Annotated in this window: 18 protein-coding genes and 1 pseudogene; 7 read left to right on the forward strand and 12 right to left on the reverse strand. The window is 56.5% G+C overall.

The window, feature by feature from the left end:
- Positions 1-172: 172 nt before the first annotated feature.
- Positions 173-463: a hypothetical protein gene (locus Cth01_RS20455; RefSeq protein ID WP_055477413.1), complete on the reverse strand. Its 291-nt coding sequence runs from the start codon at positions 461-463 to the stop codon at positions 173-175.
- Positions 464-775: 312 nt separating this feature from the next.
- Here Cth01_RS20455 and Cth01_RS20460 point away from each other — a divergent pair, with 312 nt between their 5' ends.
- The 4 genes from Cth01_RS20460 to Cth01_RS20475 are packed head-to-tail and all read left to right on the forward strand — an operon-like array spanning position 776 to position 6,198.
- Positions 776-1,570, forward strand: a complete 795-nt coding sequence (locus Cth01_RS20460) for a PDDEXK family nuclease (protein WP_139032112.1) — start codon at positions 776-778, stop codon at positions 1,568-1,570.
- Positions 1,563-3,500, forward strand: a complete 1,938-nt coding sequence (locus Cth01_RS20465) for a hypothetical protein (RefSeq protein WP_045840228.1) — start codon at positions 1,563-1,565, stop codon at positions 3,498-3,500. Before Cth01_RS20460 ends, Cth01_RS20465 begins: the two co-directional genes overlap by 8 nt.
- 21 nt (positions 3,501-3,521) lie before the next feature.
- Positions 3,522-4,628 carry an ATP-binding protein gene (locus Cth01_RS20470; protein WP_169749772.1) on the forward strand — a complete coding sequence of 369 codons (1,107 nt, stop codon included), beginning with the start codon at positions 3,522-3,524 and terminating at the stop codon, positions 4,626-4,628.
- Positions 4,621-6,198 carry a TniQ family protein gene (locus Cth01_RS20475; protein WP_072248284.1) on the forward strand — a complete coding sequence of 526 codons (1,578 nt, stop codon included), beginning with the start codon at positions 4,621-4,623 and terminating at the stop codon, positions 6,196-6,198. The genes Cth01_RS20470 and Cth01_RS20475 overlap by 8 nt, the downstream gene beginning before the upstream one ends.
- Before the next feature lie 351 nt (positions 6,199-6,549).
- On the opposite strand, the gene Cth01_RS24465 is transcribed toward Cth01_RS20475, so the two are convergent.
- From Cth01_RS24465 to Cth01_RS20490, 4 genes are all read right to left on the reverse strand, one after another.
- The gene (locus tag Cth01_RS24465; protein ID WP_267884621.1) at positions 6,550-6,675 is read right to left on the reverse strand and encodes a hypothetical protein; all 126 of its coding nucleotides are present in this window, start codon (positions 6,673-6,675) and stop codon (positions 6,550-6,552) included.
- A gap of 137 nt (positions 6,676-6,812) precedes the next feature.
- On the reverse strand, positions 6,813-7,784 hold the full coding sequence (locus Cth01_RS20480; RefSeq protein ID WP_045840231.1) for a Bug family tripartite tricarboxylate transporter substrate binding protein: 972 nt from the start codon (positions 7,782-7,784) through the stop codon (positions 6,813-6,815).
- 31 nt (positions 7,785-7,815) lie between these two features.
- Complete coding sequence (locus Cth01_RS20485; protein WP_034381119.1) at positions 7,816-8,178, reverse strand: AtuA-related protein; 363 nt, start codon at positions 8,176-8,178, stop codon at positions 7,816-7,818.
- Between the two features lie 3 nt (positions 8,179-8,181).
- On the reverse strand, positions 8,182-9,561 hold the full coding sequence (locus Cth01_RS20490) for an acyclic terpene utilization AtuA family protein (protein WP_034381122.1): 1,380 nt from the start codon (positions 9,559-9,561) through the stop codon (positions 8,182-8,184).
- 80 nt (positions 9,562-9,641) lie between these two features.
- Here Cth01_RS20490 and Cth01_RS20495 point away from each other — a divergent pair, with 80 nt between their 5' ends.
- The gene (locus Cth01_RS20495; RefSeq protein WP_034410083.1) at positions 9,642-10,532 is read left to right on the forward strand and encodes a LysR family transcriptional regulator; all 891 of its coding nucleotides are present in this window, start codon (positions 9,642-9,644) and stop codon (positions 10,530-10,532) included.
- Between the two features lie 104 nt (positions 10,533-10,636).
- Here the strand turns inward: Cth01_RS20495 and Cth01_RS20500 are convergent.
- Together Cth01_RS20500 and Cth01_RS20505 are read right to left on the reverse strand one after the other, a co-directional pair.
- Positions 10,637-10,795: pseudogene (locus Cth01_RS20500) on the reverse strand (bifunctional aspartate transaminase/aspartate 4-decarboxylase); the annotation flags it as partial.
- Between the two features lie 198 nt (positions 10,796-10,993).
- Positions 10,994-11,977, reverse strand: coding sequence for a DNA-binding protein (locus Cth01_RS20505; RefSeq protein ID WP_034381129.1), 984 nt, complete (start codon positions 11,975-11,977; stop codon positions 10,994-10,996).
- A 394-nt stretch (positions 11,978-12,371) separates the two neighbouring features.
- On the opposite strand from Cth01_RS20505, the gene Cth01_RS20510 reads away from it, so the two are divergent.
- Entirely contained in the window at positions 12,372-13,478 is a 1,107-nt protein-coding gene (locus Cth01_RS20510; protein ID WP_045840232.1) for a site-specific integrase, read from the forward strand.
- On the opposite strand, the gene Cth01_RS20515 is transcribed toward Cth01_RS20510, so the two are convergent.
- Complete coding sequence (locus Cth01_RS20515) at positions 13,448-14,368, reverse strand: alpha/beta hydrolase (protein ID WP_045840233.1); 921 nt, start codon at positions 14,366-14,368, stop codon at positions 13,448-13,450. The two genes, Cth01_RS20510 and Cth01_RS20515, sit on opposite strands and share 31 nt — an antisense overlap.
- A gap of 187 nt (positions 14,369-14,555) precedes the next feature.
- Here Cth01_RS20515 and Cth01_RS20520 point away from each other — a divergent pair, with 187 nt between their 5' ends.
- Positions 14,556-15,656, forward strand: coding sequence for an outer membrane protein transport protein (locus Cth01_RS20520; protein WP_233425240.1), 1,101 nt, complete (start codon positions 14,556-14,558; stop codon positions 15,654-15,656).
- 53 nt (positions 15,657-15,709) lie between these two features.
- Here the strand turns inward: Cth01_RS20520 and Cth01_RS20525 are convergent, their stop codons facing one another.
- The 4 genes from Cth01_RS20525 to Cth01_RS20540 form a co-directional block, all read right to left on the reverse strand.
- A complete protein-coding gene (locus tag Cth01_RS20525) occupies positions 15,710-16,174 on the reverse strand; it encodes a VOC family protein (RefSeq protein ID WP_034355415.1) in 465 nt (154 codons plus the stop codon).
- Positions 16,175-16,243: 69 nt separating this feature from the next.
- Positions 16,244-17,056: a YdcF family protein gene (locus Cth01_RS20530; RefSeq protein ID WP_052703397.1), complete on the reverse strand. Its 813-nt coding sequence runs from the start codon at positions 17,054-17,056 to the stop codon at positions 16,244-16,246.
- Positions 17,057-17,207: 151 nt separating this feature from the next.
- The gene (locus Cth01_RS20535; protein ID WP_045840235.1) at positions 17,208-19,256 is read right to left on the reverse strand and encodes an acetyl-CoA carboxylase biotin carboxylase subunit; all 2,049 of its coding nucleotides are present in this window, start codon (positions 19,254-19,256) and stop codon (positions 17,208-17,210) included.
- A gap of 27 nt (positions 19,257-19,283) precedes the next feature.
- Positions 19,284-20,819 carry an acyl-CoA carboxylase subunit beta gene (locus Cth01_RS20540; RefSeq protein WP_003065036.1) on the reverse strand — a complete coding sequence of 512 codons (1,536 nt, stop codon included), beginning with the start codon at positions 20,817-20,819 and terminating at the stop codon, positions 19,284-19,286.
- Positions 20,820-20,826 lie beyond the last annotated feature (7 nt).

Genomic DNA, 20,826 nt, shown 5'->3' on the forward strand with positions numbered 1-20,826 from the left:
CTGCCGCTGTTCAGCTCAAGCATGCGGTCACCTCCAAGCGGAATGGAGGACAACGATCGCCAGCACCCGTAGCCTAGAGATTTCCACCCAGAAGTGACCCACTAGCCCCCGGCGGGTCAGTTTTGCGTGGAAATTAACATCGCAAAGTCGTTTCGCATTGGCTATATGTGTGTCAGGCGCAAGCCCCGAAAGCCTCTTCCCAGGAAGGGGATGCACAACATCCTCGCACCAGCGTGTCCTTGTAAAGGGCGTTGGCGGTTTGGAGACTCACCCCCACTTCCCTAGCACATCGGATGATGAGGCTAGGCTCAATTTCATTGAAGAAAAAGGCAAGAATTGCATTTGCTTCTAGGTTTGACGCCGACAGTCTCCCATGCCTGAACGATGCGGCAACATCCTCCTCACTGACGATCTTGCCGTAGGGGACATTCATATGGTTTGCGATTAGCGAGGCTGCGCTCATATAGATCGACTCCTATCTACCACCGATTTTAACGACATTCGAATCGCCCCGGCCTTGACTGTCACCTCCATGGACAGAGTCTGATACGAGCCCTTGCCGGAGCCAAGAGGCGTTAACGCTCCAAGCATTCCAGATCAACCAAGCCTGTGACTGTCACGAGGTTTGCCGTGACAGAAAAGACGATGAGACCGATCAGTACGGTAAATATTTTTATCCAGCAAGGTGACCATGATTAAGGCACGAAAAAATGAAGGGTAGGGCACCATCGTAAATCTATGGAAATAGAATTTACCCTGGAAAACAAATGATTACTTGAATTTTCTGTTTTTTCAGGCATCAATAATGTCTCCATTTCAAAAAAGGGTCCAGCTGATGCTGGCGAATGTTATGGATGCTTCCTTAGCAAACACCATCAAAGGGCATGCTCCTTTGCGTGCTAGTCAAACGCTTCGCTCTGCACTAAGGATGCGAGGAAAGAGTGTCGGCAGCATCACATATTTCTACAGTGCAAAGAACGACCAGGACGTTGTCTTTAGCAGTGATTTGGAATTCGCGCATGGTTTGTTGCTTGAAGCAGACGAGACCGTCAAGAGTTACGACGTCGATCCCGATCGAGTGATTGCCTTCATTGAAGGCAAGGGATATCTTGGGTCCAAACCCGATGCGATCGTAAAGCTCTGGTCAGGGCGAACACGCTATGTTGAAGTGAAGTATTTGGAGGATCAACGCCGCAAGCGCGCAGTGCTTCAGGCCGAAATCCAAAAGCGTGTCGCCGACTCGGTGAATGCAGACTGGTGCTGGTTCAGCGAAAAAGACGTGCAAGCTAAAAATAGATTGCTCCATGACTGGTTGCACATCGCACCGGTTCTCGCTCAGTCGAGGGTAGAAGTGAAATCCCGTTGGGAGCACCTCATGAAATGGGTGCTTGAGGCAAGCCGCGAAGCAACCACACTTGGTAATCTGAAAAGATGCACTCACGATCCATGGGAACTTGTGTTTTCAACGACAGTCCTGCTTGTACAGCTTGGCAAACTGCGCAGCGACTTGGAAATGCGACCGCTAAGTGCAGAAACGATGATCGCACCTCGAGATGTTATCTATGCCTAATCGCAAAATCGCCCCCGAGCTTTTGGATTATTCGCAGTGGCCGGGTGTGAATGTGCTGTTGCTGTCTGAATCAGAAGCGATTCGATTCAATCGTCTCGAAGCGGCCGTGAAGGCGGCGTGCGATGGTGTCAAGAGTGCAGAGATAAACCGCCAATTCGGAATCAAACGAAGCCTGCTTCATTACTATCTTGTGAAATGCACTTCAGAGCATAGTGACGGTCGCGCGAAGGGATTCCGCGCATTGGTGCCTGAAACCAAGCGAGACGGCTACGTTCGAAGCCTCGAACCCCTGCCAGGCATCGATGGTTCTGGTTTAGCAGGCGCATTTACTTATTTGTTGAATCAATATCCCTCCGTAAAAGATTGGCTGATCCACCGGCTAAAGCCGGATGACGGAACCAAAATTCAGTCCGCAGGGCTAAATTCTTCGGCTATTCACCAGGAGTTCCTCACCAAGCTGCGCAAGGCCGGGCATTGCCCTGACCAATATCCATTCACGACGTCTCGCCACGGTTACGAGGCGCTTTGTGCGTATATCAAAAAGCGCATAAACGGCGGCGATGACCACGCAGCAAGGTCAAAATTTGGCGATCAAGCAACTGAAGGTCTTAGCCGTAATTCAGGCAAGATAGCCATCTTCAGACCGTTGGTTGCCTACGAGCGCACAGCCTATGATGAATACCAATTTCCGGATATTTCAACGATAACCATAGAAATAGCGGATGAGGAAATTGAAGTACCGCTCAAACGCGGATATTTTTGTCCGATCGTCGATTTCAAAACAACGGCCATACTGGGTTACTCTTGGTCTATCGCTAATCGTTTTCGCACCCTTGATTTTTTGCAGGCATTCGAATTCGCGATTCACCCGCCACCATGCATAGAGCACGAAGCCTTTATAGATCTCGCACAACTTCCAGACGAAGGGTTCCCGGCAGCTGTAATTCCAGCTGCAAACGGACGGCGTGTGTGTTCCCTCTGCGTCGACAACCACTTAACTCATTTAGCGAACGCTGTGGTTACAGACTTTCGAAAACGCACGGGTGTCACCATCAGTTATGGCAAGGTCCATAGCTGGATTGAGCGGAATGTGGTTGAAGGAATCTTCGCGGAGTTTCAGAATGCGCTCAAACGAATTTCATCAACCACGGGAAGCGGGCCGAACGATCCAGTGGTGCGCGATCCAGTGGAGAAGGCGGTCCGTTACAAGATTCGTGCTGCTGACATCAAGGCGCTGCTCGACAAACTTGTCACAAGACACAACGCACGCAGAATGCACGCACTCATGATGGCGACCCCGAACGAAGCCATCGCTGCAGACTGGGCGGAAAGTAGCCGTCTCCAAATCGTCCCACGCTACCCAACCTGCTTTGTGAGCAACCCATGTATCGCAGTCGAGGTCGAATGGCCAACGGTGCGCGGCATTCGAGCAAAGGGCCGTACCCCGTACATCCAGCTTGACGAAGTCCAGTACACAAACGATATCCTGAGGCAGAGTTGGAGCTTGGTTGGTCAGAAGCTGATGGTGCAAATCCGAGGCGACTACCGCACCGTGCATGCTTTTCGCGCGGATGGAACAGAATTTGGAATTCTTCACGTGAGCGGTGTTTGGGCACTTTCCCCCCACACCCGCGAGACTCGCAAGGAAATCAACAGGCTTTACCGCAATGGCGTGTTCATCGATCGATCGCTTGACCCCGTCGCGCATTACCAGCGGTATCTAGCCGGAATCGTGCTAAAGAAGACCCGTGGGAAGAAGCATCCAAAAATCACGCGGGAAGCCGGAAAACTCGCTCGAACGATGGACGTGCCAGGAAGCGTCAACGATCCTGCCGAATATCGGTACGTTTACAAAGCATCTTCTCCGCCCGAGCCTACGACGGTGAAGCCGCGCGGTCGGCGTGCATTCTTCTCGCCATCACCGCGATAAGCGCTTGCGATGGAGCCGACAATGCGAGCAAGTACTGCGAAGTCCCCGGGCTCTAACGGAACGCGGCATAGTCAAGAAACTGCGAAAAATAGCCAGAGATGCGACATCGAAGAGGCTGTCGCTGAAATTGAGCAGCTCCGACAGGAAAGATTTTCCTCCGCAAATCTTGACGCGGACAACTCTCGACGAATGCTCGCAGCTTCTCATCCCATGCTTGAGCAGTGCTACTTCATCGAGACCGACGGGACGAGCGCGTTCTATGAGATCGTCTGCGATCATGCGATAGCTCGCAAGAGCGGCCTATACATAACTGGTGAATTTCGTGTGGGCAAGACCACCTCAATAGAAAACACCATGTTACGGCTCAAGGAGGACATGCCATGGCTCGCCGTCTTGTATCACTCTGCAAAGCGACAGCATGGTCAATCCAAGAAAGCCCTGTGCGACGACATGCTTCGATCCTTCAGGTGCCCAACCTCAACTTATCAGAATTCAGCCGATCTCCTTGCACGATTCTTGATGGCCCAGGCGGTTCAAGCGGGCAGTAAATCCTGTCTCCTTTTTGTTGACGAAGCACAAATGTTGACGGTCATGCAAATGCGGTACCTGCTCGAAATCTGGAATGAAATGCGTCAAGAGGGAATCATCCTCGTTACTGTTATGGTGGGGCAGGAGGGTCTTAACTCTCTCAAGAAATTAACTTCCGAAGAAGACCATGGAGCCGTCGTGGCCCGATTTTTTGTAAAAAAATATGTGCTTGGAGGTTTGCACACCGTAAAGGATTTGAAAAATTACTTGGCAGCATACGATACGAAACTAACCTTCCCGGTTGGCTCAAACTGGTCGTACTCACGCTTCTTCTGCAAGAAGGCATTTGACGCTGGTTGGAGATTGGAAAGTGAAGCTGATCGTCTCTGGAAATCTTTAATTAAATGCAGTAGGGCCGAGTCAAATATGCTCCTTTATGCCGGCTTCCGGCTGGCATTCGTGAACGATTCAATCCATTCCTTTTTGCTCGATGCGATGGTGATAGATAAAGGATCTTTCAAGGGCTCAGACGGACTCTGGGGGGAAGCCACGTCGGCTGCAGCGGAAGGCGATCTTTTCATCGGAGATGGTAATGGTTGAGCTTCCGTGGAGCATGACCTGGGTCGTCAAGGGCTGCGCCAAGTATGAAAGCGACTGGATTGCGTTGCATCGATTCCTTTGGATGAATGCCATCAGCGGGCAAGACCTCTGGCGCGCATTGACGGGTCGAAAAAAGCGGGATGTTTCACTGCCTTCTAGCAGAACTTTTCCGGCTCAATACATAGAGCTGATCACGGAAATAAGCGTTACGAACGATTTTGCGAAACACTTTCACGCTCGGTCACTAAGCAACTGTTTTGGTCCGAACAGTGGCAGGGAAATGTTGGCTGTAAAAGGTATCCGCTTTTGCCCGTCATGCCTTCGGGAATGTTTCCACTCCCCGCTCTTTCAACTCGAAACCGTCAGGAAATGCCCTGTTCATGGGTGTGAGCTACTAGATGCTTGCGAGCACTGTGGTGCAAAAATCGGGATGCCCGAATTTGAACCGCGGTGGTTCGATTTTCCCCTCGCGTGCCAGCACTGTCACCAGCCTTTTTGCGGCTCACACTTTGCAGACAAAGCATTGGGGGGCTTTGTTGCGGGCGAAGAGACGTTCATGAGCATCGAAGAGTGGCTGCAACAACTTCGATCAGTGCAGTTTCTACGCACCGCTGAATTGGGAGGAGAACCGTGGAGCCCGCGTGACTATAAGACCATATGCGACTGCCTAGTGTACCTAGCCACCGACGCCTCGAAAGCCGAGTCATGGCTGGACATCAATTTCCCGTGCACGGTCAGTAACATCCACAATGAGGAAGAGCGCTCCGGGACGTGGGTGTTCGCCCGGCAGAATCGATACGTCCCGCTGAACCATGACTTGGATGCCGCTTGCGGAATCGCCAAATCTGTCAATCGTTACCTGTCGAGGCGGGTAAAGGCGATTTGCGGGCATCGCAGAACGGCGCACTTGCCTTGGCAAAATGCGCTACGCCCTTTTCAGCCTGTGCAGCCGATACTGATTATGTCTCCGGGTGATTGCCCCTGTTGCGCTCTCCTCGATCAATGGCGAGCTTACGCGGGCAAATTGATTGCGCTCCGAAACCTCGCCCGCCACTTTGGAAAGCCTGTCTATGAGGTGGGCCTAAACGACTTCAGGATACCTTTTTCGCTTGAGCCAACAGTATGTGCCGAGGCGCTGATTTCCTCCTTTACCTGGTTCACGAACTCTTTAACTAGGCTGCTGCTGCAGATCTCAGGGCAGGGGACTCAGCTGTGGTACGCCGAGGAGGACAGGCTTTGTGAATTCATGTGCCAGAGCAAGGCGCTCTCCCTAGACGTATATCGCTTCGATATACGCCCACACTGGTACGTGATCTCAGTGCAGGGGGAGGAGGTTGGTCTCGCGTATTCGCTCCGACATGCGTTCGATTCGCTTCGTGCATGCCAAGCCCTGTATCACAAAGGCAGCCTTTGGCAGGTCGATGGATTTGAAACACACCGTCGCTCTCTCAGAATCCGCGATGACGATTGGTATGTCTCGATGTCCGAGTACTTACATACTAGGCAAAGGTCTCATTCGTGGGCATCCATTCCAACGCCGATCCCCGCAATATACGGGTTCGAGGAGTGACCCGTTGTGCCGAAGCCCTGCAATTCATCGGTTAGTAGCGGCGGAGCTCCTGCAGTCAATACCATCTACGTTGGAGCCACTCTGCACTTAAATTTTTGAATGTAAGCCCACGCAGTGGGATTTTGTCTGTCCTTGACTCCTCCGGTGTTGCCAAGTAGTAGTGTCATCGACCGATGACCAATGACCGTCGAGTGCAAAAGCTAATGATCGCTAGGCTGCATCGATAGCTAGTGACTTTGTGTTGTTGTACAACGTTTTACCTCGCGTTTGTATAACGATTTACCTCACCCACCTTAAGCAGCTTGGCCCTTAGCCTGACGGCCAAGCTATTTAACATAATATACATCGTATCTACTGAAGAAGAAGTTCGGACTGAGGCGTCACGACCGTGATACCCGCCTCCAGCTTGCTCAGAACTTCCGTGCCATGTACCGAAGCCTCGGCATGGATTTGCATGGCTGCGCGCAGTTTCTTCATGTGTCGGCCAGGACTGTACATAACTGGGAATCCGGCAAGCATGACATCCCGTATGCAACGTACAGGCTGAGGCGCCTGCTCAGTCGTATGAAGCTATTCGCACGTTATAGCGGCCAGGATGTTGGGCTGCCTCTGCTTTATTCAGGGGTAATGCCTGCAGCCTTGATGACCTGTCCCCACTTGGTGGTTTCGGCGGCTTGGAATTTTGCCAACTCCGAGGCTGAGGTGGTCCAGGCTTCGGAGCCGGACATATTGAAGAAGGACTTCGCCGCAGCGCTGTTCACGGCTTTGGCCAGCAATTGGTTGAGTCTGCCCGCCACAGGTGCTGGTGTATTGGCGGGTGTGTAAGCGGCAAACCAGTAGCCCATGTCATAGCCTTTGACACCGGCTTCCGAGATGGTCGGAACCTCCGGCAGTTGCGCGCTGCGCTTCTGGGTGGAGTATCCCAACGGGCGCAACTTGCCGGCCTTGATCTGAGGAACGCCCGTGGAGACGTCTGTAATCATCAGATTTATTTGTCCTCCAAGAAGGTCCGTGAGGGCAAGCGGATTGCTCTTGTAGGGAACGTGAAGGATATCGACGCCAGCGAGCTGCTTCAGCATTTCTCCTGCGACTCTGCTTGAAGAGCTGCCACTGCCGAAACTCAGCTTGCCGGGATTGGCTTTGGCGTAGCTCAGCAGCTCGCCCACGGACTGATATGGCGAAGTCGCAGGGACGACCAGAACCTGCCCACCTTTGCCCAGACCTGTGATGGGGGTGAAATCCTTGACAGGGTCATAGGAGAGTTTTTTGTATAAATGTTCGTTGGCCGCATGCGTCGTATTGGTCGTGATGAGCACGGTGTAGCCATCGGGCACGGCCTTGGCCACTGCTTGAGCCGCAATCATGCCACTGGCACCGCCTTTGTTTTCTACCACGACCGGCTGCTTGGTTTGCTCGGAAACTGCTTGCCCTATGGCGCGCGCAAGCTGGTCTGTGGCACTGCCGGCGGCAAACGGAACGACAAAGGTAATAGGCTTGTTTGGATATTCGCCCTGCGCAAAGGCCAAGGGGCTGAGTGCCAGGCTTGCACCGCATGCAAGAACGGTTCGTCGTGTCAGAAATTTCATGGTTTGTCTCCTAGTGGTTGTTGTAGAAAATTCAGGCTGTCGGACCGGCCAGCAGTGACTCGAGGCGGCATGGAACCACGACAGGCATTTCAAGCACCCTGAAGCACAGCGTTTTTCCATGGCTGTCCAGGTTCAGCGAGTCATTGACCCCCCCATCAAGCACGTTGTCGAGCACCAGATTCATGGCCTTAAGCTTGGGTAGCAGGTATCGCCGAACAGTACTTGGCTTGCGGTCTGCAAACAGACGCATCACGGCTTGTTCTGTGACTTGTTCGCAGACCACTTCCCACAACTCCGGATGCCATGCAATGACGCTGATATTGGAGCGGTTACCTTTGTCACCTGTGCGTCCATGCGCAACTCGGTAAAGGGGAACGGTAAGGCTTGAGTTCATGGCTTACTCCTGATGTGACTTGGTCCAGTGGAAGCCAGTCGTAATCTGTTGCTGAGGTACCAGGCACGACACCATTCCCAGGCGCTGGCGCATATGGGTGCGAACGCCCCCTCCCCCCGCCGGGCCGCAGCAATACAAGGCGTTTATTTCGCGTGGCAGACGCGCTGCGACTGCATGGTCGGCATGCTGCCAGGCCATGCGAAGCCGAACATCCCGGGATTCGCTGGCAATGCTTGCTTCAGTCAGCCAGTCGCTGGTGTCGTTTCCCCAGACGCTGGTTACGCCGATCAGGTCTGTTCTAAGGGGCGCAATGTTCGCCAGGCGCCTGGATATGGTCTGGGCGGCTAGACGCGCGCGCTCTTGCGCTCTTGGGCCCGCGTAGGAAATCTCTCCCTCGGCAAACCACCCTGACTCAAAGCAGACATTGACTTTGAGCATCTCCGGCCTCGGGTGACCAATGACGCCTTCCAGGCGCACCCGGTCAGGCCCGACCGAAATCACTTCTGCCTGGGTGATGTCGGCAACAACGTCTGGCGTGAGATAGCAAGCAGGGTCATGGATTTCGTAGAGCAGTTGCTCCTTGACCGTGGCTGCAGTGATGCAGCCCCCGGTCAGAGATGGCTTGAAGATCGTGCTGTTGCCCGCGCTGTCGATTTCGGCAATGGGATACCCCAAACGGTCCATGTCCGGTACATCTTTGTACCCGGGGTCTGCGAAATAGCCCCCAGAGACCTGGGTTCCACATTCCAGCAGATGCCCGGTCATCGTGGCTCGGGCTAGGCGATTCCAGTCATCCCAGGCCCAGCCGAAGTGGGCCATGGCAGGCCCCACTACAAGCGAGGGGTCGGAGACGCGGCCGCACACCACAATGTCTGCACCTGCCAGCAATGCCTCGGCAATGGGTCGTGCACCTATATAGGCATTGGCGCTCACCAGTTGCTGGTCTGGCATGTCCGAGCCCAGAGCTTTTTCGAGCAACTGGTAATGCGCGGGTCCGCTGAGGTCATCCCCATGAACCACCGCTATTTGGGGTGGGCGCGTTCCGAGCTCCTTGGCCAATGCAGCGATGGCCCGGGCTGCACCTTGTGGGTTGGCCGCACCAAAGTTGCTAACGATTCGAATGCCATGCACGAGGCAGTCGGCGAGCACGGGCCGGAGAAACTCCATCATGAGAGGCTCATAGCCTGCATCGGGATTCTGACGACGAGCAAGCTGTGCCAGTGCCAGAGTGCGCTCGGCAAGCGTTTCAAAGATCAGAAAGGCAGGCTTGTTTTGCCGAACCAGCTCCTGCACGACGGGTTGAGCCGCATCAATTCGATCGCCGGAAAAGCCTGCCGCACATCCGATGAGCAATGACGTCGTTTCGTTTTGCACTCTTGTCATGAAACCTCCTGTTGCCCACTATAGAAAAACCGCTATAAGCTGTGAAATCGATTATTGAGATTAATTAATCCGTATTTCAAATGAATCTATCGTCGCGCGATGTGCAGGCATTCCTGGTACTGGCCAAACAAAAGAACTTCACCCAGGCCGCCAGCATGTGCCACCTGTCACAACCGGCTTTCAGCGCACTCATCCGCTCCTTGGAGCAAACGGTAGGTCTCAAGCTTTTCGACCGCAGCACAAGACACGTGGTGCTTACCCGTGAAGGGGAACGATTTCTGCAGTCTGCGGAGCGCCTCGCCGCAGAGTTCGCTGCCTGCGAAAGAGCGATGCGTGATACAGCACAACTGGCCCAGGGACATGTATCAGTTGCATTGCTGCCATCCCTTGCCGCAGGCTGGCTTCCTGAAGTACTGAAGGTGTACACGGCCCGGCATCCGGGAGTTCAGCTGGGTGTGTTGGACGTGCTGTCCGAGCCCTGCATTGCTGCCGTGGCCAATGGAGAGGCGGATTTTGCGCTGGCTGCCATACGCGTTGATACACCCGACCTGAAGGCAGAGCCGTTTTGCAGTGACGGCTTCTATATGGTGTGCCCTAGCGAGCATCCATTGGCGGACAAGGTCTCGCTGTCACTGGAGGATCTGACTTCCTGGCCGTTCATCCACCTGGCACGCCACAGCAGCGTTCGTCAGTATCTGGATGCCGCCTTTTTTCCTCGAAAAATGCAGACTTTCGTTGAAGTTGAGCAATTGGCCACCGTGATGGGACTGGTGCAAGCCGGACTAGGCATCACCGTAGCTCCCGCGCTGAGCCTATTTCACTTTGATAAGCCTGGACTGGTGGCGCGGCACCTGCTGCTGCCGGGTATGGACCGGCAGATCTATATGGTCCGGAAGCGAGAGCGCAGCCTTTCATTGGTGGCTGAAGCACTTTATCGATTGATGCAGGACATGGCTCCTTCAAACGCTTGACTTGGAGACCGCCGTGAACAGTCACTCAGCAGCTTTGAGCCTGTACTCATAGCAAGCCACTCTCGTTTGCGCGCCGCAGACGTCCATTATCAGCCAATAGATCAGATCGCCCTCACCCCAATCAAGGTGTAGTAATCGACCGCATTTTCATCTCTTTGCGGAGGCGTTCCCCACTCACGATACAGCGTTGCTTCACGACGTCGTATCAGTTGCTTGAGCGTGTGCTTGTACTCGTCTGCCTCATCCATCAGCGCAAACAACTCCACGGACTCGCCCAGCATGGAATCGCCGGCCATTTCGCGGATGATGTGGCCGATTATTCTTTTCAAAATACTCAGGGCTCTACAGTTAGGCTTGGCATTGACCGCCAATATTGACAAGCCGCCGGCAGAAGCCGGCGGTCAAGTCTGTGGCGCCGAGACTGAGCTGAGCTCAGCTGCAGCCTAAGTTGCCGGATTCGGTTAGCGCAAGGTTCGCCGGTTAATGGAGCGTCGGGTTGCCGCCAGATTGCTTCGACGCGCCAGGGGTTGGGCCACATTTGGATCCGCTACATTGGCTGCAGCCGCCAGTCTTTGCTGCGCCTCCAGCAAGCTCTTGAGATCGGCAGCACGCTCCTGTGCCAATGCTGCCGTGTTCTGTGCGGTCTGCAACTGGGCATGCAGATTCAGGATCTCCTGCTCAGACTGTTCAAAGCGAGTTTGCAGCTCTTGATAGCGAGAGTCCGCCTTGCGCTCCTGGTCCTGCAGGCTTTTTCTCGCTGCCGTGAGTTCCTGCCGCGCACGATCAACCTCGTTGAGCATATGGCGCTCGTTGCCCGCGTACTGTTCGGCCATGCGCTGGCGCTCGGCGGCGGCCGACTGAATTTCCTCGCTGTGCTTTTGCTGCTGCAACTCGCGCTGGCGTACGGCATTGCTCAGCTCATCACGTAGTTCTTCCAGGCGCTGATCGCGTTCCTGTAGCGTTTGCTGCATTTCGTCAAGACGCCGGGCCAAGTCTTGGGCGTGATTTTGAGCTGCCTGCAGGGCTTGATTCAGCGCATCTTTTTGCGCTTCCATGGTGGCCTGGCGCTGCGCGAGTTGCTCCTGTTGCGCCACAAATGCCTGCTCTGCAGCTTTCAAAGCGTGTTCACGAAGATCCAAAGCCTTGCTGGCTGCGGCTTTCGCCTCTTCCTGTGCCGTATTCCAGAGCTCTTCCGCTAGACGCTGCACAGGGTCCGGCACCGATTGCAACACGGAGGGGTCCTGCTCTCCCGCCACGCCCAGACGACGGCCCAGCGTTGCAAACCAGGTCTCCAGCATGGGACTGACCGTATTGGGAGAGCCTCGCCCTATCTGCTGACGCACCCGCTCTATGGTCGGACGCAGCCCCTGGGCAATCAAAGCATCCGCTGCAGCCCAGACATCGGACTCCTGAACACCTCTTGACGTAGTTTTGCTTGTATTCATATCTATTCTTCAGATAACTAACGATAAGTGATTGTTATCGGGATCTATACTTTTTATACGTAATACACAATACATTTTATGTATTAAATATTACGTATGAAATTTTCATACAGATGACAACATACATTACCGCGTTTTCAGCATCTGAATTTGTAGATAGAGGGAGTTTTCCATTGAGCGAGAGAGATTTCTTTGATTCGTCTACATACTCGCCGCCGTATCGCTGGCGCAGCTGCTTGCGACGCTCCTGCGTTTCACCTTCGGCATGCCGTGCTGGTCTTGCTAATCGCTTCTGGAAATTGCCGCTCAAAGCCGCCCGGCTTCTACAGACTTCTTGACTGGCTGGCGCCAATCAACAGCGTCTGGCAGAGGAAGTCCGGGCGAAAATAGCGCCATGGATTCAAGCAAGCCCTCGCCCTTCCCTGCTCCTGTGACTTTTGATGCCAACCGCCTGCAGATACAGGATGTGCTGGAGTCCGCTCTTGCCCCCAAAGCGCATGAAGCCATCAAGGAACTGATGCATGAAGGCGAATCCAGCAATACGCGCAGCAGCTATCAAAGCGCCATGCGTTATTGGGCAGCCTGGCACCTGCTGCGCCTTGGCCAGCCCATGCAACTGCCGCTGCAGGTTTCCACGGTGCTGCAATTCATCATCGACCATGCCCAGAGGCAGAGCGGTGCCGGCCTGCTTCATGAGATGCCGCCCGAAATCGATGAAGCCCTGGTTGCAGCCGGCTACAAGGGCAAAAAAGGGGCACCTTCACACAGCACGCTGGTGCATCGCATGGCCGTGATGTCCAAGGCGCATCAGGTGCATACGATGCCCAATCCCTGTCAGGACGGGGCAGTCAAGGAGCTGATGTCGCGCACGCGCAAGGCCTATGCAAGGCGTGGCGAGTTGCCGCAGAAGAAAGAGGCGCTGACGCGCGATGTGCTGGAGGAGTTGCTGGCAAGCTGCGATGACAGCTTGCGCGGCCTGCGCGATCGGGCGCTACTGCTGTTTGCCTGGGCCAGTGGCGGGCGTCGCCGTTCCGAAGTGGCTGGCGCCGATATGCGTTTCCTGCGCACTGTGGCTAATGGGGAGTTCATCTACACCCTGAGTCATAGCAAGACCAACCAGAGCGGCACCGATGCCCCCGAGAATCACAAGCCCGTTACCGGCCGTGCCGCCATTGCCTTGAAAGCATGGCTTGATGGCGCACGGATTACCGAAGGACCTATCTTCAGGCGCATCCGCAAAGGAGGCCATGTGGCAGAGCCACTGACTCCCGCTGCTGTACGAAACATCGTCAAAGAACGCTGTGCGCTGGCTGGTGTGGAAGGAGACTTTTCGGCACACTCGCTGCGCTCGGGATTTGTGACCGAGGCCGGCAGACGCAATCTGCCGCTGGCTGACACCATGGCATTGACCGGGCACCATAGTGTGAACACCGTACTCGGTTACTTCCGCGCAGACTCGGCACTCAACAATCAGGCCGCGCGCATGCTGGATGAGGACTGATCAAGCCCCATCAACTGCAGTGCAGTTTGATGAACGGCGGATTGCGGATTGGCCAGTTGCAGCGGCAAATCAAAGTGGTTGGTCGCCGGCGCCTCCACCCATTGCCCCGGCAGACAACGCGCCTGCCATGCAGCCAGATATTCGCGCGACTGGCGCTTGAATTCATGGCTTTCAAACTCGCCACAGCTCACGCGCAGCTGACACTGAGCATGCGTACTAGCATCAGGCAGCAGAAAGCGCGGGCTGTTGCGTATCGCGGCAGCATCGTCGAGCTGCATCCAACCGTTGATATGGGTTGTCAGCAGCGGCTGCAGGTCGAACAGACCGCTCAAGGTCAATACCGATCGAGGCACGGCCTGCACCGGCAAGTCATAGTCTTGCTGCCACCCCCTGGCCAGCAACATGGCTGCCAGATGTCCACCGGCCGAGCTGCCGCAGACACAGATATTGCTGGCATCGCCGCCGTAGATGGCAATATTTCGCACCACCCAGGCATAGGCCTGGCGCATCTGATCGACGATATGGTCCAGCGTGGCAGCCGGAGCCAGATCGTAGTCAGGCACCACGACGATAGCACCCTCCCGCGTCAACGCGGGTGCCATGAATGCCGAATCATCCTTGCTCAAGGCCTTCCAGTAGCCGCCGTGAATGAAGATGAGAACAGGCGCAGCTTGTGCTTTCGCTGCCTGAGTTGTGGGCAGATAGATATCCAGAACATCCATAGCCCTGGGGCTGTAGCGCTGGTTGCGAACTGTGCCAGGCAATGCAAACGCGGCCTGGCTTTCCTGCGTGTAGCGCACCAGATACGCAAGCGGATCCTGCACGCTGGCGCGGGCGTTGTATTGGCGGTCGTAGTAAGCAGTCGTGAGGACGGTCGAGATGGAGGTCATTTTTCTGCGCGGCTTTGGGCGTCGGGCGGCGATCACTCGCAGCGCACAGCATAAGCCACGCTGGTAGCTCTCTGGAGCCTCGAAAGCGTCAACCGAACGAGCCTGCATCCTCCAATTAGACCTATGCGCCTGTCACTTAGACACATTAAATTACATTCATGCAACTGGAATCAGAGCGTTGGAGCAGGTGTTGAGAAAAGCAAAAGCGGGGGCTGGCTGTGCAGCCATGATGTGGGGGCTCTGCGCCCAGGCCGGCGGCCTTGATAGAACAGGCCAGGATCTCGGACCTCTATTTGAGAACGGCAGCTATCTTTCCGTAGAGACCTATACGGTTCGGCCCCGGATCCAGGGCACGGATGCTTTGGGCAAGTCCACTGGGCAAGTCGCCGACGATTACACCCAATGGGGCTTTGCATACAAGCAGGATGTGAATCCACGCACCTCGGTGCTGCTCATGCTGAGCAAGCCTTTTGGCCTCGACATCGCTTACAGCCCTCTGCAATCGCCTCTTTTTGGCGGCACGCAGGCCCGTGTGAGCAGCCACGAGCTCATGGGAGCCCTGCGCTACCGCTGGGATGAGCACTGGGCTGTACATGGCGGGCTGCGTCTGCAGCGCACCGAAGGGCATGTCGCTCTGGGGGGGATGGTGTTTGGAGCACTCAATGGATACCGGGTGGACTTCAGACCCAGTACTGAGCCTGGCTACTTACTAGGCATGAGCTATGAGCGCCCGGATATGGCTTTGCGCGTCGCTGCAACCTATTACTCTGCCATCAAGCACAAGATCGCTACCCGTGAAAACCTATGGCCGGGCGAAACAAGGACGGCATCGACTGCCCCGCAAAGCTTGAACCTGGATATCCAGACAGGCATCACGCCAGGCACTATGCTCTTTGGACAGATCCGCTGGACCAACTGGTCACAATTCAGGCTGTATCCGCAGACCTTGGCGGCGGTACTCCCAGGCCACAGCTTGGCAGACATGGAGGACACAACCACCTACACGCTGGGTCTTGGGCAGAGGCTGGCTGCGAACTGGTCCGGCTTTGTCGCCGTAGCTTATGACAAGCGCAGCGACAAGGCCGCGCTGTCGCCATTGCGCCCCACCGACGGCCGCCTTGGCTACACCGTAGGGGTGAGCTATCAGCAAGGCCAGTTCAAGCTCACGCCCTGGCTGAGCTACCAACGTCTGGGCTCGATAGATATTTCCAGCGGCGGCATGACCCTGGCGGCTTTTGATGCCGAGTCCGCCACAGCTTTCGGGATCAGGCTCGGCTATCAGTTCTGAGAACAATCGCAGCTATTACGCTGCTGCAATCTGGCTGCCGCCGCCCGAAGCGTTCAGCCCAGCGCCGCAATCACGTCGGCCGGAGCCTGCACCAGCTCGATCAGCACGCCCTCGCCGGCAATCGGAAATTCGTCATTGCTCTTGGGGTGCAGAAAAGTGATGTCGTAGCCTGCCGCTCCCTTGCGGATACCGCCGGGAGCAAATCGCACGCCATTGGCCGTCAGCCATTCCACAGCCTTGGGCAGGTCGTCGATCCACAGGCCGATGTGGTTCAGCGGCGTGGCGTGCACAGCGGGCTTTTTCTCGATGTCCATGGGCTGCATGATGTCCACTTCCACCTTCATCGCGCCCCGTCCCATGGACAGTATGTCCTCGTCCACGTTTTCGCGCTCGCTCTGAAAGGTGCCGGTCTGCTCCAGACCCAGCATGTCCACCCACAGCTTTTTCATGCGCTGTTTATCGGTGCCACCGATGGCGACTTGCTGAATGCCCAGAACCTTGAAAGGACGATTGCTCATGAATGACTCCTTGATTGATAGCTTAAATCGCAATACTGGTATGCGCTAGAGCCGTTATTTAATAAAATATCAGGCCTCGCCCAGCAACCAGCTGCTGGCCATGGCAAAGTATTCGCGCAGCCAGGCATTGAAACGTGTGGCCAAGGGCGTGGGCGCCGCCACAGGATAGACCTCGGGCAGATCCTGGCGCTTTGCAATATCCATGGCGCGCATCAGATGAAAGTCGCTGCTGACCATGGCCATGGGCGCATCCGCAGCCACGCCGCGCTCGGCCAGCAAGGGCCGGCTGAGCTTCAGATTCAGCTCGGTACTGGTGCTGAGCTTTTCCAGCACCAGCCGCTGTGCAGCAATACCGTGACGCTGCTGTAGATAGCGAGCCATGACCTCGGCCTCCGACTCTTTTTCACCCCAGTCCACACCGCCGCAAACGGCGATCAAGGCCTGGGGCTGCAGCTTGGCCAGTTCTGCGGCCGTATCCAGCCGCGCGGCCAGCACCGGCCTGGGATAACCATCGAGCGTACCGCTGCCCAGCACTATGATGGATTGAACGGACGGCACTTGCTGCGGCGAAAGGCCCAGGCCGGACAGGCGGCTCCAGAACCAGAACAGGCTGATCAGCCACAGCGCCAGAACGACCCAGCCCAGCGACCACAGCCTTTGACTCAAGGGCCTGGACGCACGCCAATGCTGCACTGAACGCCATTTCCAACTCAGCCAAAAGGCCCCGGCACCCAACATGGCGGGCAGCACCACGCCCACATTGAAATGCCCCATGCCCATCAGTACCAGTGCATCGGCCAATAGCAGCGCTCCCAGCAAAGCCACCAGTGCGCGCGCGCATCTGGCTGGGCGGGAAATCGGGGTATCTGCTTTCAATGTCATAGCTGCTGGCTCATATTGGATAAGGGGCAGCGCCTATATTATTGAAAACTGCAAAGCCCGCAGAGCCCAAGCCCTGCGGGCTTTTGCTTCGGGGCCTGATCTGCAGCCCGGCCGCATGCCGGTGCCGGACCCAGGCCCCGAAAAGCGCTCATCACTCAAATTCCAGAATGATGTCGTCCACTGCCAGCGAATCTCCCTTGGCGGCGCTGATCTTGCTGACCACGCCGTCCTGGGCCGCGAACAGAATGTTCTCCATCTTCATGGCTTCGATGACGGCTAGCTTCTCGCCTGCCTGCACCTTCTGGCCGGGCTGCACGGCCACATCGACCAGCAGGCCGGGCATGGGCGAGAGCAGGAATTTGGACAAGTCGGGCGGGGCCTTGTAAGGCATGAGCTTGTGCATCTCGGCACCCTTGGGCGAGAGCACCAGCACATCGGCTTGCGTGCCGTTGTGGATGACGCGCAGAGCCAGCGGGTTCTTGCCGTTGCCGCGCTCGATCTGGCAGGTGAACGCCTTGCCGTTACAGACGCCGCGCACGACCAGATCGCGAATATCGGCATTGCTGCGGAATTCGTAGGCCTTGTCGTCGATCACCACCTTGCAGACGCGGGCCTGGGCATCAAAGTCGGTCACCTCGCCAGTCACATACTGGTTCTTGCCTTCTGCCCCCAGAACCACAGCGGTGTACTTCTCGCCCACCTGCACCTGGTGGCCTTGCATCTGGCCGGTGATGGTCGATGCACGCGCACGGTAGCGGCGATTGCGGAACAGGGCCAGAGCCACCAGGAAGTCGGGATCATCGTGGGGCACGTCCTCGGCATGGAAGCCGTCGGCATAGTGCTGGGCGATGAAACCGGTGTTGAACTTGCCCGAGACAAAGTCCGGGTGCGCCAGCAGGGCCGCCTGGAACGGGATGTTTGAGCTGATGCCGCGGATGGCAAAACCGTTGAGTGCTTCGCGGGCCTTGGCGATGGTATCGTTGCGATCCTTGCCATGCACGATGAGCTTGGCAATCATCGAATCGTAGTACATGGGGATCTCGCCACCGTCATAGACGCCGGTGTCCACACGCACGCCGTTCAGGTGCTCGGTGTCGGACTGCCACATAGTCTGCTCGGGCGGCGCAAATCGCACCAGGCGGCCAGTCGAAGGCAGGAAATTGCGGAACGGGTCTTCGGCGTTGATACGGCACTCGATGGCCCAGCCGTCGCGCTTCACATCGGCCTGGGTGAAAGACAGCTTTTCGCCGGCGGCCACGCGGATCATCTGCTCGACCAGATCGAGGCCGGTGATGCATTCGGTCACCGGGTGCTCCACCTGCAGACGGGTGTTCATCTCCAGGAAGTAGAAGTCCTGGTCCTTGCCGACCACGAACTCCACGGTGCCGGCGCTCTGGTATTTGACGGCCTTGGCCAGGGCCACGGCCTGCTCGCCCATGGCCTTGCGGGTTTCGTCACTGATGAAGGGCGAAGGCGCTTCCTCGATCACCTTCTGGTGACGGCGCTGGATCGAGCATTCGCGCTCGTTCAGGTAAACCACATTGCCGTGGCTATCGCCCAGAATCTGGATTTCGATATGGCGGGGCTCCTGAACAAATTTCTCGATGAAGATACGGTCATCGCCAAAGCTGTTGCGAGCCTCGTTCTGGCAGGAGGCAAAACCTTCAAAGGCTTCCTTGTCGTTGAAGGCCACGCGCAGACCCTTGCCGCCGCCACCGGCCGAAGCCTTGATCATCACGGGGTAGCCTATGCCCTTGGCGATTTCCACTGCCTGCTCGGGGCCTGCGATGGCGTCGTTGTAGCCAGGGATGGTGTTGACTTGGGCTTCGCCGGCCAGCTTCTTGGAGGCAATCTTGTCGCCCATGGCAGCAATGGAATGCGACTTGGGGCCGATGAAGGCAATGCCCTCTTCTTCGCAGCGCTTGGCAAAGCCCTCATTTTCCGAGAGAAAACCGTAGCCGGGGTGCACTGCCTGTGCGCCGGTCTGCTTGCAGGCTTCAATGATTTTCTCGCCCAGCAGATAGGACTCGCGACTGGGTGCAGGGCCCAGGCGCACGGCCTCGTCGGCCAGCTTGACATGGCGCGCGTCCTTGTCGGCGTCGGAATAGACCGCCACGGTCTGGATGCCCATCTTGCGCGCGGTGGCGATGACTCGGCAGGCGATCTCGCCACGGTTGGCGATCAGAATCTTGGTAAACATGGATATATCTCCTGGTTCTTCTTGTTCTTACAGAGGAATGTTCCCGTGCTTGCGCCAGGGGTTGTCCAGCTGCTTGTTCTTGAGCATCTCCAGCGAGCGGCAGATGCGCTTGCGCGTTTCATGCGGCTGGATCACATCGTCGATAAAGCCACGGGCACCGGCCACAAAGGGGTTGGCAAAGCGTTCCTTGTATTCCGCTTCGCGCGCGGCCAGCTTCACCGGATCGTTCTTGTCTTCGCGGAAGATGATCTCCACCGCGCCCTTGGCACCCATCACGGCGATTTCCGCATGGGGCCAGGCCAGGTTCACGTCGCCACGCAAATGCTTGGAAGCCATCACGTCGTACGCGCCGCCATAGGCCTTGCGGGTGATGACGGTGATCTTCGGCACCGTGGCTTCGGCATACGCGTACAGCAACTTGGCGCCGTGCTTGATGATGCCGCCGTATTCCTGAGAGGTACCGGGCATGAAACCGGGCACGTCGACAAAGGTGACCACGGGGATGTTGAAGGCATCGCAAAAGCGCACGAAGCGCGCCGCCTTGATGGAGGATTTGATGTCCAGGCAGCCAGCCAGCACCAGGGGCTGATTGGCTACGACGCCCACGGTCTGGCCGGCCATGCGGGCAAAACCGATGATGATGTTCTTGGCGTACTCGGGCTGCAGCTCGAAGAAATCGCCATCGTCCACGGTCTTGAGAATCAGCTCCTTCATGTCGTAGGGCTTGTTGGCGTTTTCAGGCACCAGCGTATCCAGCGACATGTCGGCGCGGCCCACGGGGTCTGTGGTTTCGCGCACGGGAGCCTTTTCCTTGTTGTTCAAGGGCAGATAGTTATAGAGGCGACGCAGCATCATCAGTGCTTCCACGTCATTGTCGAAAGCCATGTCGGCCACGCCGCTCTTGGTGGTGTGGGTGATGGCTCCGCCCAGCTCTTCGGCCGTGACTTCCTCGTGAGTCACTGTCTTCACGACTTCGGGCCCGGTCACGAACATATAGGAGCTGTCCTTGACCATGAAGATGAAGTCGGTCATGGCCGGCGAGTACACGGCGCCGCCGGCACTAGGGCCCATGATCATGGAGATCTGGGGCACCACACCCGAGGCCAGCACATTCTTCTGGAATACATCGGCATAGCCGCCCAGAGAGGCAACGCCTTCCTGGATACGCGCGCCGCCCGAATCGTTGAGGCCGATGACGGGAGCGCCGACCTTCATGGCCTGGTCCATCACCTTGCAGATCTTCTCTGCATGGGTTTCGGACAGCGCGCCGCCGAACACCGTGAAGTCCTGGCTGAACACAAAGACCAGACGGCCGTTGATCATGCCGTAGCCGGTGACCACGCCGTCGCCCGGGATCTTGGTGTTTTCCATGCCGAAGTCCGTGCAGCGGTGCTCCACGAACATGTCCCACTCTTCAAAAGTGCCGTCGTCCAGCAGCAGCTCGATACGCTCACGCGCCGTCAGCTTGCCTTTCTTGTGCTGCGCATCGATGCGCTTTTGTCCCCCACCCAACCGAGCGAGTTCTCGCTTGGCTTCCAGCTGCTTCAGGATATCGTCTTGCATGCTTGTC

The sequence above is a fragment of the Comamonas thiooxydans genome (genome assembly GCF_000964545.1).
Classification (GTDB): domain Bacteria; phylum Pseudomonadota; class Gammaproteobacteria; order Burkholderiales; family Burkholderiaceae_C; genus Comamonas; species Comamonas thiooxydans.